Annotated in this window: 19 protein-coding genes; 13 read left to right on the top strand and 6 right to left on the bottom strand. The window is 38.0% G+C overall.

The features are described from left to right. The first annotated feature begins 45 nt into the window (after window positions 1-45). Both DIZ80_00105 and DIZ80_00100 read left to right on the top strand, forming a co-directional pair. On the top strand, window positions 46-1,014 hold the full coding sequence (locus DIZ80_00105) for a hypothetical protein (protein RDH85914.1): 969 nt from the start codon (window positions 46-48) through the stop codon (window positions 1,012-1,014). 198 nt (window positions 1,015-1,212) lie between these two features. Further along, complete coding sequence (locus tag DIZ80_00100; GenBank protein ID RDH85913.1) at window positions 1,213-2,478, top strand: hypothetical protein; 1,266 nt, start codon at window positions 1,213-1,215, stop codon at window positions 2,476-2,478. Window positions 2,479-2,727: 249 nt separating this feature from the next. Here DIZ80_00100 and nhaA read toward each other — a convergent pair whose 3' ends face one another. Further along, window positions 2,728-4,083, bottom strand: a complete 1,356-nt coding sequence (gene nhaA, locus DIZ80_00095) for a Na+/H+ antiporter NhaA (protein RDH86152.1) — start codon at window positions 4,081-4,083, stop codon at window positions 2,728-2,730. 35 nt (window positions 4,084-4,118) lie between these two features. After that, window positions 4,119-5,021, bottom strand: coding sequence for a transcriptional activator NhaR (locus DIZ80_00090; protein ID RDH85912.1), 903 nt, complete (start codon window positions 5,019-5,021; stop codon window positions 4,119-4,121). Between the two features lie 120 nt (window positions 5,022-5,141). Here DIZ80_00090 and DIZ80_00085 point away from each other — a divergent pair, with 120 nt between their 5' ends. From DIZ80_00085 to DIZ80_00065, 5 genes are all read left to right on the top strand, one after another. Next, window positions 5,142-5,531, top strand: coding sequence for a 30S ribosomal protein S30 (locus DIZ80_00085; GenBank protein ID RDH85911.1), 390 nt, complete (start codon window positions 5,142-5,144; stop codon window positions 5,529-5,531). Window positions 5,532-5,625: 94 nt separating this feature from the next. Continuing rightward, window positions 5,626-6,204, top strand: a complete 579-nt coding sequence (locus tag DIZ80_00080; GenBank protein ID RDH86151.1) for a BAX inhibitor protein — start codon at window positions 5,626-5,628, stop codon at window positions 6,202-6,204. Window positions 6,205-6,459: 255 nt separating this feature from the next. Then, window positions 6,460-7,263 carry an ion transporter gene (locus tag DIZ80_00075; protein ID RDH85910.1) on the top strand — a complete coding sequence of 268 codons (804 nt, stop codon included), beginning with the start codon at window positions 6,460-6,462 and terminating at the stop codon, window positions 7,261-7,263. A 142-nt stretch (window positions 7,264-7,405) separates the two neighbouring features. Then, window positions 7,406-8,356 carry a hypothetical protein gene (locus tag DIZ80_00070; GenBank protein ID RDH85909.1) on the top strand — a complete coding sequence of 317 codons (951 nt, stop codon included), beginning with the start codon at window positions 7,406-7,408 and terminating at the stop codon, window positions 8,354-8,356. Between the two features lie 3 nt (window positions 8,357-8,359). Further along, window positions 8,360-9,040: a hypothetical protein gene (locus tag DIZ80_00065; protein RDH85908.1), complete on the top strand. Its 681-nt coding sequence runs from the start codon at window positions 8,360-8,362 to the stop codon at window positions 9,038-9,040. 36 nt (window positions 9,041-9,076) lie between these two features. Here the strand turns inward: DIZ80_00065 and DIZ80_00060 are convergent, their stop codons facing one another. The 3 genes from DIZ80_00060 to DIZ80_00050 all read right to left on the bottom strand — a co-directional run bounded on the left by DIZ80_00060 (window position 9,077) and on the right by DIZ80_00050 (window position 10,992). Beyond that, window positions 9,077-9,460: a camphor resistance protein CrcB gene (locus tag DIZ80_00060; GenBank protein ID RDH85907.1), complete on the bottom strand. Its 384-nt coding sequence runs from the start codon at window positions 9,458-9,460 to the stop codon at window positions 9,077-9,079. A gap of 11 nt (window positions 9,461-9,471) precedes the next feature. After that, entirely contained in the window at window positions 9,472-10,260 is a 789-nt protein-coding gene (locus DIZ80_00055; GenBank protein RDH85906.1) for a hypothetical protein, read from the bottom strand. A gap of 90 nt (window positions 10,261-10,350) precedes the next feature. After that, window positions 10,351-10,992 carry a cytochrome P460 gene (locus tag DIZ80_00050; GenBank protein RDH85905.1) on the bottom strand — a complete coding sequence of 214 codons (642 nt, stop codon included), beginning with the start codon at window positions 10,990-10,992 and terminating at the stop codon, window positions 10,351-10,353. Window positions 10,993-11,255: 263 nt separating this feature from the next. On the opposite strand from DIZ80_00050, the gene DIZ80_00045 reads away from it, so the two are divergent. Beyond that, window positions 11,256-12,137 carry a hypothetical protein gene (locus DIZ80_00045; GenBank protein RDH85904.1) on the top strand — a complete coding sequence of 294 codons (882 nt, stop codon included), beginning with the start codon at window positions 11,256-11,258 and terminating at the stop codon, window positions 12,135-12,137. A gap of 100 nt (window positions 12,138-12,237) precedes the next feature. Here DIZ80_00045 and DIZ80_00040 read toward each other — a convergent pair whose 3' ends face one another. Next, complete coding sequence (locus tag DIZ80_00040; GenBank protein RDH85903.1) at window positions 12,238-12,825, bottom strand: UPF0016 domain-containing protein; 588 nt, start codon at window positions 12,823-12,825, stop codon at window positions 12,238-12,240. A gap of 121 nt (window positions 12,826-12,946) precedes the next feature. Here DIZ80_00040 and DIZ80_00035 point away from each other — a divergent pair, with 121 nt between their 5' ends. The 5 genes from DIZ80_00035 to DIZ80_00015 all read left to right on the top strand — a co-directional run. After that, the gene (locus tag DIZ80_00035; protein ID RDH85902.1) at window positions 12,947-13,543 is read left to right on the top strand and encodes a TetR/AcrR family transcriptional regulator; all 597 of its coding nucleotides are present in this window, start codon (window positions 12,947-12,949) and stop codon (window positions 13,541-13,543) included. A 172-nt stretch (window positions 13,544-13,715) separates the two neighbouring features. Further along, a complete protein-coding gene (locus DIZ80_00030; protein RDH85901.1) occupies window positions 13,716-14,132 on the top strand; it encodes a 4-oxalocrotonate tautomerase in 417 nt (138 codons plus the stop codon). Window positions 14,133-14,179: 47 nt separating this feature from the next. After that, entirely contained in the window at window positions 14,180-14,620 is a 441-nt protein-coding gene (locus DIZ80_00025) for a hypothetical protein (GenBank protein RDH85900.1), read from the top strand. Between the two features lie 80 nt (window positions 14,621-14,700). Beyond that, window positions 14,701-15,087: a lactoylglutathione lyase gene (gene gloA / locus DIZ80_00020; protein ID RDH85899.1), complete on the top strand. Its 387-nt coding sequence runs from the start codon at window positions 14,701-14,703 to the stop codon at window positions 15,085-15,087. A 185-nt stretch (window positions 15,088-15,272) separates the two neighbouring features. Beyond that, a partial coding sequence (locus tag DIZ80_00015; GenBank protein RDH85898.1) for a transposase occupies window positions 15,273-15,370 on the top strand: 98 nt, incomplete at its 3' end.

Here is a 15,370-nt window from a genome sequence, read left to right as displayed (position 1 = left end):
AATAAAACATAAAATTATAGTTAATAAACAGGAAATGGATTGTTTATGTCTTTAGCTACTCACTCGTTAAATAATAAAACTAAATGTGAAGTCTGTGATATTGAGGTATTAAACTTCGATGGATTTAATGTCAGAGATATAAAATATTCTGTATGTCGATCACCCGAATGTCAGCGGGTGATGAGTAAGAAATCAACACTCAACAAATACATGTTTCAATCACATCTTGAGTTTAATCGTAAAATTATTACGAAACAGCGAAAGAGGGATGCAGCAAGAAAAAAACGCCGTGATGATATACAGGCCAGAGAATTACAGGAGTTACATACAATTAAGGAAACCGTGTTAGGTGCTAATCCAGCGATTTCTGAATCCAGCGTATCATTTTTAACTATTCCTTCAGGTGGCTCTCTAACATTACCAGTGACTGATGAGCGTAGGGCTGGATATATAAGTCATCTGAAATCGATAATTGAAGAGGCTGGTGAATATAATCAAGCTTCTGAGCTGGTTTATGATGAGCATCATGATGCTCAAAGCAAGCACCTTATCGTTGAGCAGCGATTTGAGGTTGTTTCCGGCCTTAAGGAAATAAGTGATCGGTTATGCGGGCAGTGTAAAGGGGGCTGCTGTGCGTCGGGTAAGGAGCATGCCTATTTATCGGTTTTTTCTATTCGTCGTTATATGGATGAGAACCCGCAAGTATCATCTGAAGAACTGTTAAAAATGTATGTCGATAATATAGCTGAAGAATCGATAGAGAACTCATGCATCAATCAGACATTAACAGGTTGTGCATTAAGCCGGGATTTGCGCTCTGATATCTGCAATGGATATTACTGTGATACCTTAAAGTCTTTTCACAAAAAAATGGAAAATAAAGATGCCATTCCGATTGTCGTGGCAATAAAACGCGCTTCAACCTACTGGAATCGTTTCGATGAAGCAGTATGTAATGATATTGTTGATGTCACTGTATTACATGAAATGTATGAATATAAGGTCGACTGGTAACAGGCGCGTTTATAACACCTATGAGATAGTTTATTATTGAACTATAATACTACTGGAAAGTCTGTTCTGTCATACCTGATAAGATAATAAAGTAACCCGGACTGTTACATATAACAATAATTCAATGACAGTTTTAATAGCTTTGGCAAGGCGCCGACATTACTTTAAGATGATGTGTATTACCTGATGTGAGGCGTTATGAATAAAGTTGTATTAATGGGTGTTTTTGTTTTTATCAGTTTGTTTTTTCAAAGCAAAATAAGCATTGCTGATGAGCTTAGTGTTCCGTCAGCTGATGATTCTGAAATTTTAGTTAACACCTTTCCCGCGGATGGAAAATATTTAATTATCTGGTTGCCACCAGAATATGGTTTTCGCAAAGCCCACACCTTATTTTCCCGGTCATTATCTGAATCAGGTGTTGAAGTCTGGCAAGCAGATATTATCGAATCGTTATTTATGCTTAGAGGGGCAGAACCTTTAAGGTCGCTTGATGGTCGTTTTATTGCTGATGTTATTGAGTATGCTCATAAAACAACAGGCAAAAAAATTATACTGGCGGGTGATTCTTATGGTGCTTTAGCCGCATTGACCGGTGCGCATCAGTTGCAGAAAAGAGTGAATACGAAAGCTGATCTTGTCGGGGCTATTCTTTTTTCACCTTATACCTACGCTTATATTCCTTCACTTGGTATGGCGCCTGAATATATGCCGGTTATTTCTTCTACCAATATTCCCCTTATGATTTATCAGGCAAAAGGTAGCGGGGCAATTGGTCAGTTTGATTCGTTACTGGAATTGCTGCAAAAAAATGATAACCCTGTTTACACTAAATATGTGCCTGAAGTGATGAGTCTTTTTTATAAAGAAGAGCCCTCTAAAGCGATGCTGAAACAGGCTGGCCCTTTGCCTCGTAATGTTGTAAAGATGCTTTCAGTACTGGATAAGCATAAAGTGCCTGACAATGCAGTCGCTTTGTCATCACGTAGCAAATCAGGCTCGGGTATTGATATTTACCTTAAAGAGTTTAAAGGTAATGTTAAACCCATTGCGATTGAGCTTGCTGATGTATACGGCAACAGGGTAGTTAAAAAAGATTTTAAAGATCAGATTACACTGGTTAATTTCTGGGCGACCTGGTGCGGGCCCTGTGTTGAAGAAATTCCCTCTTTAAATCGCTTAAAAGAAAAAATGGATGGCTTGCCGTTTGAGCTTATTTCAATTAATTACGCTGAAGATAAAGATAAAATAGCCAGATTTATGAAACAGGTAAATGTTGAATATCCTGTTTTGCTGGATAATGATGGTGATTTTGCGAAGCAATGGAAGGTTATTACCTATCCATCTACCTTTGTTATCGGCCTGGATGGAGAGATAAAGTTTGGTGTTAATGCGGCAATTGAGTGGGATAGCCCTGAGTTAATTCAAAAGATGGAATCACTAATGAAAACCCGGAAAAAATAGTCAGTGCTTATAGTGTAAGCGTATTTTCCAGTTAGCATTCTTGATAGTTGTCTGGTTCGCTTACCGGTTCTACAGATTAAAATAACCAGTTTTTCCTTCTTCAGCGCGTCGTACGTCTTACAAAACTCCCCCCTGTTCAATCATTGCTTTTAGCCAGATTGATATAAAGGGGAGAGCGACAACCAGACAGTATAAAAACGAATAGAAAAAAAGCTTAAACTTTTTAAAAACATTATAAATAATTCCAGTTTATGATTCGTTGCCTTGTGGTTTACTTACCAGATACAACCAGACATAACCGCTAATACCAGCTAATAAAGATGCAAACAGAATGCCTGTTTTGGCCATTAGTAATAAATCTTCATTATGTGAAAAACCCAGTTGTGCGACAAAGATAGACATTGTAAAACCAATGCCTGCAAGTAATGAAACCCCGGCAATTTGAGTGAAGCGAGTATCCTTGGGTAATTCTGCTATGCCCATTTTTAAGACCAACCAGCAGGCACCTGTAATACCGATAAATTTACCCAGAATAAGTCCGAGAGAAACACCGAGCATTACCGGGTGACTGAAAGTTTCACCGAGTGAACTCATTTCTAAAGGTATGCCTGCATTGGCCAGTGCAAAAATAGGAATAATTAAATAAGCCACCGGCATATGCCAGTCATGTTCCAGGCGTTGTAAAGGTGCCTGCACACTGTGCACACCGTTTTCAAGTGTTCGTACTACCGAGCGTAAAGCATCATTGGTCATAATGCTTTTGTCTGGTTGGTGGCTGTCATCAAAGCGTTGCATTAAACCTCTAACATGTTGACTGAAACGTTCTGGGTTATATTTTGGCGTTGCTGGAACCGAGAGCGCACCCAAAATACCTGCCAGCGTTGCATGCACACCGGATTGTAATAATGCATACCAGAGTAATGCTGCAAGAATAAAATAAGGCGTGGTTTTACGAATTCCAGCCAGATTTAACATCATCAACATGAGGAATATACCACCGGCTATTGCCAGTGGCATCATTGAGATTGTTTCAGTGTAGAATATGGCAATAACCAGCACAGCGCCCAGGTCATCTACAATAGCCAGTGCAACTAAAAATGTAATTAATGCTTTGGGAACCCGACTTGCCAGTAATGCGAGTGCGCCGATTGCGAATGCAATATCCGTAGCCATGGGAACACCCCAGCCAAGTGCCGCATCGCCTGATGGGTTGATAGCAAAATAAATTAATGCAGGTACGACCATACCACCTATTGCCGCGGCAATAGGTAATGTGGCATTACGTATTTTTGCAAGTTCTCCAACCAGTAATTCTCGTTTCAATTCCAGTCCGACAACAAAGAAAAACAGTGCCATCAGGGCATCGTTAATCCAGTGGTGCAGGCTCATTCCTAATGACCAGCTGCCAACTTCAACACTGACCGGTGTATGGATGAAATGTAAATAGGCATCTGCAAATGGGCCATTTGCCAGTATAAGGGCGATTACAGCCATTGCCATTAAGAGTAATCCACTGGTTGTCTGGCGATGAATAAATTCATCAAATGGAGTTAAAATTTTATCAAAACTTTTTTCCCAGCGAGCGTTATAAACACCTGTCTTCATATTTCTTATTTTCATAATTTTTAAACTCTAATTAATTATTTATGGTTAATAAATAACCTTTCACTGGCCGCATCAATCACGGCACAAACGACTGGATGTTTGACTTTGCGTTCTACAGATATTGCATAAAATTGTTCTTTAACTTCATCCGTTCTGCCAATTAAAGAAACCTGATACTGTAACTCTACTTCCTTTTCAATAACGGCCGGAGCAATGAAAATGCCGGAGCCTTCTTTTCCAAAGGCTTTCATTAATGCACTATCGTCAAACTCGGCAACTGTACGGGGATGAATTCGCAGTTTATTCAGCCACTTATCAATGCCCGATCGTAACTGTGTTCCGCTGCTGGGTAAAAGCATGGGAGCGCCATCCAGACACTGGGGAAAGTCACCCTTGAGTGTTTTTATGATTTTATCTGTTGCAAAGAAACTCACCTCGCACTCGCCAAGTTTGTGACTGAAACCCCGTGTACTGACGGTTGATGGAATAGGGCAGTCAGCCAGAACCAGATCCAGATGATGTACAGCCAGTTCTGCTAATAGTGTATCCAAACTGGCTTCACGGCAGTTCATGCGAACGGGATCGGACATTTGCAAAGCCGGTTTTAAAATTTGATGGGCAATTGACTTCGGCAATACATCGACCACCCCGACACGAAATAACTGGGGGCGCTCATCAGGTAACTGATGTAAAACCTCCTCAAGCTCACTACCAAGGGAAAAAATCTCATTGGCATAACTCAGGACGAGTCGTCCATTTTCCGTTAGTTCCAGATTACGACCAACCCGTGTAAACAGCTCTACACCAAGGTGTTTCTCTAGTACGTTAAGTTGTCCGCTAATCGTTTGAGGTGTCAGGTGCAGGCGTTCACTGGCACGGGCAACGCCGCCTTCACGGGCAACTGCCCAGAAATAATGTAGATGTTTGTAATTAACCATAGCTGTAAGTCACTTCGGTATTTTCGAGCATAATTACAATATTAATCGAATTTTCTTTACTGTCAAAGGAAATTATTATTGTTTTATATTAGGCATAAAACAAGTTCTGAGGAGGGCTATATGCAAATTGATATACAGGCACGCCATTTTTCACTGACTGATGCTCTACGTAATCATGCTGAGCGTAAATTACGTTTTACATTAACCTGCTGTGATGAGCATATACAGAAAATTGTAATGCGGTTATCTGATGTTAATGGTCCACGAGGGGGATCAGATATGCATTGTCATGTACAGGTCGTGCTTGCGGGATTGCCTGATGTTGTAATCGAAGATACAGAGTCTGACATGTATGTTGCTATTAACAGGGCGATTGAACGAGCGGGTAGAACGCTGATACGTAAAATTGATCGCCAGCACACATTATCAAAACAGGCGAATACAAAAGCATTTGAAATTGAGCAACCGGTTACTGATGAAACAGTAAATGAAATGAACAGGGGTTTATAAAGTGAATGATGTAAGTAATAACACGGCAACTTATAACCAGAGCACAACGCTCGCGACTAATAAAGTTATTAGAAATACATATAACCTGCTGTCTATGACTTTGCTTTTCAGTGCATTGGTGGCGGGTGTTTCTATGTCGCTTAATTTACCTCACCCGGGGTTGTTATTAACATTGGGTGGGTATTTTGGTCTGTTGTTTTTAACCACCAAATTTCGTCATAGTGCTAAAGGTCTGGGTTTTGTCTTTGCTCTCACCGGTTTTATGGGATACACCCTGGGGCCTGTTCTAAATAGTTATCTTGCATTACCTAATGGTGGGCAGATAGTGATGACAGCAATGGGTGCAACCGGCATTATTTTTCTATCTCTATCGGCTTATGCATTAAGCAGTCGTAAAAACTTTAGTTTTATGAGTGGTTTTCTGATGGTGGGTATTCTAGTGGCTTTCTTCACCGGGTTAGCGGCAGTATTTTTAGAAATGCCCGCTTTATCATTAACCGTATCGGCCATGTTTGTGTTGTTAATGTCGGGTCTTATTTTGTATCAGACCAGTGAATTAATTCATGGTGGTGAAACTAATTATATTATGGCTACGGTTACATTATATGTTTCTATATTTAATCTGTTTACCAGTTTGCTTCACTTGCTTGGAGTAATGGGAGGGGATGATTAATTTATAAGCAGATATAATGTGTTTTAGGGGCACTGTATCTTCGATGGACGCATCCGGGGATGACAGTGTCGCTAATTATTTTATTGAATAAAAACATGAATTAAGACATCTAAATTTCATTTTATCTATATTTTTTAAATTCTCGTCATTCTCGAAAAGTATCTATTGGTAAAGCAGTGATTAGCGCGTTTAAAGCTTCCATCTTTCCGATAAAAAATACCCCTATTTAACGAAACAACTAATTTAGAACCCCCTATGTTACAAATTGAAATATATAAACTGGTCAAGTCGGCCATTTTCGAAAAAATAATCATTTCCCTGATTCTATTAAATGCACTTATTCTTGGTTTGGAAACTGATCCTGATTTGGTAAGTAAATACGGATACTGGTTTGAATTGGCTCATCAGTTTATTCTGATGTCGTTTATTATTGAGGCAATGTTAAAAATAAGCGCTGTTGTACCACGACTGAAGCTGTATTTTGGTGACGGCTGGAATCTGTTTGATTTTAGTGTGATAGTGCTTTCATTAATCCCTGCAACAGGTGAGCTGGCGATGGTTGCCCGGCTAGCTCGTTTGCTCAGGGTGTTAAGGTTAATATCAACATTGCCGAAACTACGCCTGATTGTTTCCACACTTATGCGCAGTATTCCCAGCATGGGACATGTGATGTTGTTAATGTCTATTATTTTTTATGTTTATGCCATTGCAGGTTATCACCTGTTTCATACTCATGACCCTCAGCACTGGGGGCATCTGGGAGTTGCAGCGCTTACCCTGTTTCGAGTGGTTACACTGGAAGACTGGACAGATGTAATGTACACCGCGATGGAACATTATGAATGGGCCTGGGTATACTTTATTAGCTTCATATTTGTTGGTACGTTTGTCATTGTTAATTTATTTATAGCGGTGGTATTAAATAATCTGGAAGAAGCAAAAGTTGAACAGCTTGAAAAACTGCGTCAGCCAATTTCACATGATGAAATGTTGAAAGAACTGGCTGAAACTCAAAAGATGCTGATTAAACTGAGGGAGCGAATGGAAAGGGTGGATTAACTGTAATGTTGTTATTGACGTATCTCAATTTAGTCATATGAATCGGAGTTAATCTATCATTACGGTTGATTGCTCCTTCACAGATATAAGAAATTCTGGAATAGATGTGGGTATGCTTAAATAAATCAGGTTAGAATAAGCCATGATTAACGAAACCACACTACAGAAAACGGTTAGTAAGCAGCGAAACATGCTTGCGGAATTACTATTTGATTCAATGTCAGAAATGGCGACGGATTGCGCTTCCATTATGGATGACCGTAAAGCGCTGGAAACCCTGCTTACAGCAGAAATGGGTAAAGCCCAATATTGTAAGTATTTATGGGTTGTTGATCAGCACGGCATACAGATAACTGAAGATGTTACCCGCACCGGTTTTAAAGACGGGCAAGTTGGCCGTGACCGTATCGCACGGCCTTACTTACAGCGTGCTTTAAAAGGTGATGATTATTACCTGTCAGAAGCGTATATAAGTCGTAATCGTAAACGCCCATCTTTAACTGCAGTAAAGGCCATTGTTGATGCAGATGGGAATGCAATCGGTTTTCTGGGGGCTGATTTTGATTTGCGTGAATTACCGCATACCGTTGAAGAGTCAGAAGATGAAAAAATCTGGTTACAGGTAAAAGGTGACCCGGCTATTCGAAGCGGCCTGTTTTCACAGCAGCGTACACAAAGTGCAATGGATGCACAAATTGATGATGTGCTGAGTCTGGTGGAAGAGCTTGTTTTAACCAGAGGAATTTTTCATGCAAAATTGCATTTCTCAAGTAGTCGAGCCACATTCTGGTTAGTTGATAATCCGTATAGTTATCATATATTAAATTTCGATGAGCTTAGTGATCCGGATATTTGTCTTGCTTATCGTCAGCAGGAGTATTTTGACAAAGCCATTGTAAAACCAGAAAAAATTTCACAGATATTTCAGCAGTTTAAAGCCTTACGTTTTGCCGATGAAACTATTTATTTACGTGCTGCTTCATTGAATGTTGTTAATGGAATGGTGGGTTTAAATTTTTCATGTGATGGCTCACATTATATGAGTTATGAAGAGTTTCTGGATAAAAATATGGCGTTCTGGTTTGGAAGTTAAAATATGAGCCGGTTTTCTACTGCCCGTGAAGATAAAATAAATATTGCGGTTAAAAGACTTAATAACATTCTGCCACTTAAACAAAGTCAGTTATCGTTGTCTCCATTAATGAATCGGCTATATCAGGAGATTTTATTTTCATACATTGATATTGGGCGTAGTTTAAATCGGGCAGAAATAATAAGTCGAGTTGACAGTATTGAAGAAGTGATTGAGCTTTTCAAAGAGAAAGATCTGGTTGTGTTTGATGAGATAGGTGAACCGATAGGGGCCTATCCATTTACGATGGAGTCACGTGTTCATCAGTTATCTGTTAACGGGTATCAGTTAAACAGTATGTGTGCATTAGATGCTTTAGCTGTTAGCCCTATGTTTAATAAACCGGTTGAAATTACATCTAAATGCCATGTAACGGATGAAAGGGTTTGTGTAAAACAGTCTGCATTTAATATTTTAAACTTAGATGAAGTTACAGACCTGTGTTTTGGTATCAACTGGGGGAGTGCTTCAGGTAGTTGTTGTTGCGCGAATAGTTTGTGTGGTGAGATGGTTTTTCTAAAGGGAGAGGATGTTTGTTCTGGCTGGTTGAATGAAGATTTAGAGAATAGAGAAGTATTTAATTTAATGGATGCGATAAAATTTGCATCTCTATTCTTTAAACCTGTGATTGAAAATGAAATTTAATTTTGATATGCCTGATCAGCGTTATAGTTACCGTGTTTAGTCTCTGATTGCATAATCAGTCAGGTTATCTAGTGCTGATGATATTTTATTGGTTATCTCAGGGATGTATTGTATTCCCAGATTATTAATGATATTTTTAGTTTGGTGATATCCTACCCATGTGTCACCATCTTTATCTTCCCACGCTAAAACTTTCATTGGTAATTCAAGACCAGTTAATTGATTGTGTTGCATTAATGGCGTGCCAATTTTTGGGTTACCAAATATTATTAATTGAGTTGGGCGCAATTCCATGTCGACAGATGCAGCTGCAGTAGTATGATCTATTTTTGCTACTATTTTAATTCCTTTTTTATTTAAAATATTTTCAAGACGATTTATAGTTGTGCTTACATTGAAATTGCTTTTCTTTGTGATCATGGTTTTTCTCTTTAAAAAATGGAAAAATGTGTATTTTTCGGCGTGTTATTAACCAAAGACTTCGTGGTTATGTTTTTATTGACTAATTTAGTTTTAATAGAGTCTTTTTCATATTCTAATATTGTTTCTACGTCCATTGGTCCGTATTCTCTTATCGCTTTCACATAATTGACTAATAATTCGATATCTATTGTGTTTATATTTGAAAGTTTAAGCATTTTTATTTCTTGTTTATTTAGGTAATATCTGGCAATCCATCCTGTAAATGGTTCATTAATTAAATTATTATTTGTTCCGTTTTTAATCCAGTCACGAATGCTTTCATGATTGCCAGTATTAGTAAGTAGATCAAAGTCGTTTCCGAACCAGCCTGGTATATAGTTTTTTAATGCGCCTTTGTTAGCCTGTCCACCCTGACCATATAAACCATGACAGGTAAAGCAGCGATGCTTTTCTGCAAGTTGTTCTCCCTTTATTAGTGAGTTGTTACTTTTTTTTATTCTATCTGACAGATTGTTGCTAACCTTAATGGCTGTTAAATATGCATTTAAATACTCTTTTTCTATGTGTAAATCATTATGGTTCGCTGCGTAATCCTCCGCTGTTATTGTTTTTTGTTTAATATTAAAATGACAGCTATTACACTGATTATCTAACATGTAATTAGCTGCAGTAGAAATGGGTGAGGCTTCTGGTGTCAGACCTGATGTATTTAATAAAATAATCAGATAAAGTCCAATGCTGAAGCCTGTAATTAATGCGATTAATATTAAATATAACTTTATAGTTTCTAGTTTCATTATCTACTCCTTTTTATCTTAAAAAGGCAGGATTTTACAAATCATTACATGAATGATCCGTAAAATCCTTATTTTTAAATTAAGAAAAAATTATAATTTTGAATCTACTCCTCCGGTCGCTTTTTCACCTGTTGCTTTACCTGCACGAAGTACGGGGTAATACTTTGTGAACACTAAGTCATCATTGGCATTTGCCTGATGACAGGTGCTGCAGCTCGCTTCTGGTTGAGCTTTGGCAGATGAAGCTAATGTTTTATGGTCAGGTGAAGAGAAGCTAAAGAATGCCCAGTTTCCCACTTCTTTTGAGAAACGCTTGCTGTCTTTTATTAAGGCTTCTAAACCCAGATATTCACCCATGAAATACCCTTTACCACTTGCTGCTGATTTACTACCAACACTAACCAGTTCTTTTATTATCACTGTGCCGTCCTTGAATTTTCCAGTTTTTTTCCAGTGTTTCCAGCTGTCAGGTGAAATGTAAACATTGTGAAATTCTGGAAAAGCGGCTTTCCCATTATTCATGTCATTAGGCGTAAGGGGGGTACCTACATATATCCATTCACGAAACCCTGATGGGCGTATTAATTCATTCTTACTGTTATATTTCGCCATACCATCATCTGCAATCGCATTTAATGGAAGAATAAATGAAGATGTTATGGTTATTAATGCAGCAGAAATAATACTGCGCTTAAATTTTCTGCTGGATGATGGTGTATTGATGTGTTTCATTGGTATCGCCTCATGTAGTTTATTAACTAGACTTAATAATATGAGTTATACCTGGTTGGCTCTATGTGTGATCGTCGAAGCTTTATGTTTAATCGTCTTTATTGAGTACTACAGAGGTTTATCGTATCGATATTGTAGAAGCTTGCTTTTATATATTATAAATCTACAATTCATTAGAAACGTATGTTAAAACTATTTAAACATATAGATATAATTAAACATCGGCTAAATATGATAATTCGTCTTTGTTCTGGAATTGATTAATGGATTTATTAAGTGATTTATTAAGTACATTTCGTCTCTCTGCTTCTATTTTTCATAATGCCCAATATTATGGTGACTGGTCTATTCATCAGGAATACAAAGGCATTACTTTCCATATGATTTCACATGGAAAGTGCTGGTTACATATTGATAATTCTTCTCAGCATATTAAAGCTTCTACGGGTGATATTCTGTTGTTTCCCAGAGAAGTCGCTCATTCATTTAGTAAAACTAAAGAATCAGGTAGTGAAACGATTGATGTCTGTCCTCTGGATTATTCCTCAGGTGTTAAGAAGGGAAGTACCGGGCTTTTCTGTGGACACATGTATTTTGATCATTCAGGTATAGAGCCTTTATTAAAAAACTTACCTGAAGTTATTATTCTAAGACGTCATAAGGGCAATGATCAGTGGATTAAGCCCCTGTTAGTGATACTTGAAAATGAACATCAGAGAGATAATTCTGGTCAAAAAATAGTTTTTGATAAATTAGCTGAAATAATTTTTGTTCAATCTATTCGTGCTTATATTGCTGATAATGATCAGGATGTAGGAATCATAGCGGCACTTTCAGATACTAAACTGAGCAAAGCACTCACATTAATTCATGAGCAGCCATCTACTAAATGGACTGTTGACTCTTTGGCATCAAATATTGGAATGTCACGTTCAAATTTTGCTGAGCATTTTAAACGTGTATTGAATCAATCACCTATAAAATATCTGGAATGGTGGCGTATGCAGCTGGCCTGGAATGCATTGGCTGATAAAAAAGAAACTATAATTGAAGTAGCACTGGTGTCTGGTTATTCTTCTGAAGCAGCATTTTCAAAGGCTTTTAAGCGAGTTCATGGTGTTAACCCGGGGCAGGTGCGTAGATAATTATATGTTTTTTATATTTATAGTTCTTTTTACTTAGTAAGGACTTTTTTTGAAGAAAGCAGTCAGATTTTAGTTCCGGTTGTTAGCTGGTCATTTTTTACTAACTAAGATTAAGAGCTTTCCATGTAGCTAAACCGGCAAACAATAGAAAAACGATGCCGCTAATTCGGTGTAACCAGAACAGAGGTAAGCGCTGAAGAATGGTGCGACCGGCCCAGACGCCAAGAGCTGAAATCATGATTAATGCAACGGTTGCGCCAATCCAGACAGCTATAGGTGACATACTGGTTGCTAAACCAGCAACGGCAATTTGTGTTTTATCACCAAACTCAGCGACAAGAATTAATAAAAATGTCGTAAAAAAAATACTACTTCCAGTTTTCTTTAGATCTTCACCTGAATTCTCTTCTTCTTTGCTTTGAAGGGAGTGAATACCAAATGCTGCAAATAAGACAGCAACGATAGCAGCCATTAACTGTTCTGGTATCCAGTTTGAGATGCTTGCGCCAAATAAAACGGCCAGTGTATTGAGTATTATAAACGCAAGGCTCGCACCTAATATTACAGGCCAGTGTCGATGACGTACCGCCAGAGTCATGCAAACCAGCTGGCTTTTGTCACCAATTTCTGCGAGAGATATAAGGATAAAGCTTGAAATTGATATTGAAAAAAATTCGGGTGTTAACATGTTGTTAGTTCAGTTGATCCGGTGTTTGAGTCTTTAAGAGGGGGGTAATTATACGTATAAAAATTGTAAATAAGTTTAAAATTCACTTGACGTATACCGACCGGTCTAGTAATGTCTATTCATGGTTAAAGATAAAGACACAAAGCAACTCATACTTGATACCGCAGCTACGCTGTTTTATATGCAAAGTTATACGGCAGTAGGGGTGGCGAAAATCTGTAAAGAAGCGGGTGTTTCGAAAGGTAGCTTCTTTCACTTTTTTGGTAGTAAGCAGGATCTTGCTGTAGCGGTACTAGATCAATTCAGTAATCATCTGGGTGCGACATTAATATCTGAAAGCATCGCAGCTAATCTTCCGCCAATGGAGCGTTTAGACAGTTTCATCAACATGTTATACGAGATGCAGAAGAGCTTTGTAACTGATACGGGGCACCTGCCAGGTTGTCCTTTCGGAAATATGGCAATGGAGCAGGCGACTCTTGATGAGGTTATACGCAAGAAAGTAGAGCAATGTTTAATCGATTTAGCAGAGCCGTTCAGGAGAGTGGTAACAGATGCGGTTAAAAATGGAGAGATGCCGGAAGTTAATGAAGAGGCAACAGCTGATGCCATGTTGAGTTACATAGAGGGTATACAGCTTATTGCTAAATCCAGGAACGATGCTGAAGTTATACGTATATTGGGGCCAGCTATAAAATCTATACGCGTGCCTGTTTAAATTTAAAAATGACTTCCTGAATCGGCGTCATTTTTTTTGATCAAGAACTATACCGACCGGTCTATTATTTAGAGGTTCTGGTTTTAAAGAATTTAAACCTGATGAATTAATCGCGGGTTTATAAACAAACTCAACAAATTGTTGCTGAGTCAATTTTACTGAGGAGAAGATTATGCCATTAACTATTACTTTTACAGAAGGTACGTTACCTGAAGGAAGTGAAAAAAAGGCGGTTACAGAAATGACGAACACAATGCTGAAATGGCATGGGTTAACGGGTAACCAGGTTATGACATCGAATATAACAGCAATGATTCAAAGTTTACCTAAGTCTCAAACCTATTCAGGTGGTGAAGAGGTATCAGCGATCTGGGTTGAATGGAAAACACCTTCGTTTGCATTTAATAACAGAGAACTTCAGCAGGGATATTTTAAAGAAGCAACCGAAATTATGTTTGAAATGGCGGCAGGAAAAGTACCCAGAAATAATATTTACATCAATGTGGTTCATGCGGTTGATGGTGCATGGAACTTCGAAGGCGAAGCAATGAGCAATGAAGAAATAGGTAATGCTATTTCAAACGCTTAAGTATTTACTTTGAGTATATTTAATAATTTAAATTGAGGATATAAATCATGTTAAATAAAACATTATCGGTTGTAATACTAAGTGCATTTAGCGCAGCGTCATATGCTTCATCAAACCTATGTAAAGAAGTAGGTGGGATGGGTCTGGCTGAAGCGATTAATGAAACAAATCTGGTTGCAGCTTTAAGTGGTGATTTTACAGGTGCGCGTGCAGAAATTATCGGGCAGAAAAAAACCAGTACAGGTCTGGTGCTGGAAATGGAGCATTTCTTTATAAATGATAAAAATGGTCTTATTCGAACACGTGATAAAGCAACATTAACAACGGTGCCAGGTAAAGACGAAACTTATATGCTGGAGATTGCATATAAGATCGTTGACTCACGAGGTACTTATGAAGGTTATCGAGGTGGTTTTAATAGTTTCGGTTTGATTAAGTTAGAAAAGGGGGAAGTGATTCTCCGTTATCAGGGTGAAATTTGTAAATGATATTAGAGGGAGTTGGGTCAGTTAGTTATCAAAACTAGCTGACCAACCCTGATTTCTGATGAATTAAGGTGGGTAAGTTTATGAAAAGAATTTTACATACGATGTTAAGGGTGAGTGATTTAGATAACTCGATAAAGTTTTATACAGAAATAATGGGTATGAAATTATTACGCACACTGGAACAGTCAGAGGAGGATTATACACTTGTGTTTCTTGGTTACGGCGCTGAAATAAATACAGCCGTTCTGGAATTAACCTACAACCATGGAGTAACAGAATATAACATGGGTAATGCTTATGGGCATATTGCTGTGAGTGTTGAAAATATAGTTGAAGAGAGTCGGTGCATTAAAGAAAAGGGCGGTGAGTTTTCTCTTGAGGTAACGCCGTTAAATGGCAGTAATGAATTGATTGCTTTTGTTGTTGATCCGGATGGATATCAAATTGAATTAATTGAACATAAATAATTATTTAAAATAAATTATAAAAATAGTTTGAAATTAAAAAAGAATTAAAGGAATTAAAGGGGGGTAATTAAAGAATTAAAGGGGTCGGTGACAACTGAGAATTATTATCATTTAGGTATTGACAATGTCAGAGTGGGCATCTAGATTAATACTCTCTCAAATGCTCAAAATGACAAGGAGCTGTCATGCCAAGAAAGCCAAGGATGTATCTACCTGATGTACCATGTCACGTTATTCAACGGGGTAACAATAGAGAAGATAGTTTTTATTCAGAAGAAGATTA

It is taken from the genome of endosymbiont of Galathealinum brachiosum (assembly GCA_003349885.1).
In the GTDB taxonomy this organism is placed as follows: domain Bacteria; phylum Pseudomonadota; class Gammaproteobacteria; order SZUA-229; family SZUA-229; genus SZUA-229.
Note: the sequence above shows the minus strand (reverse complement) of the source record. Positions and strands in the feature narration are given on the sequence as shown.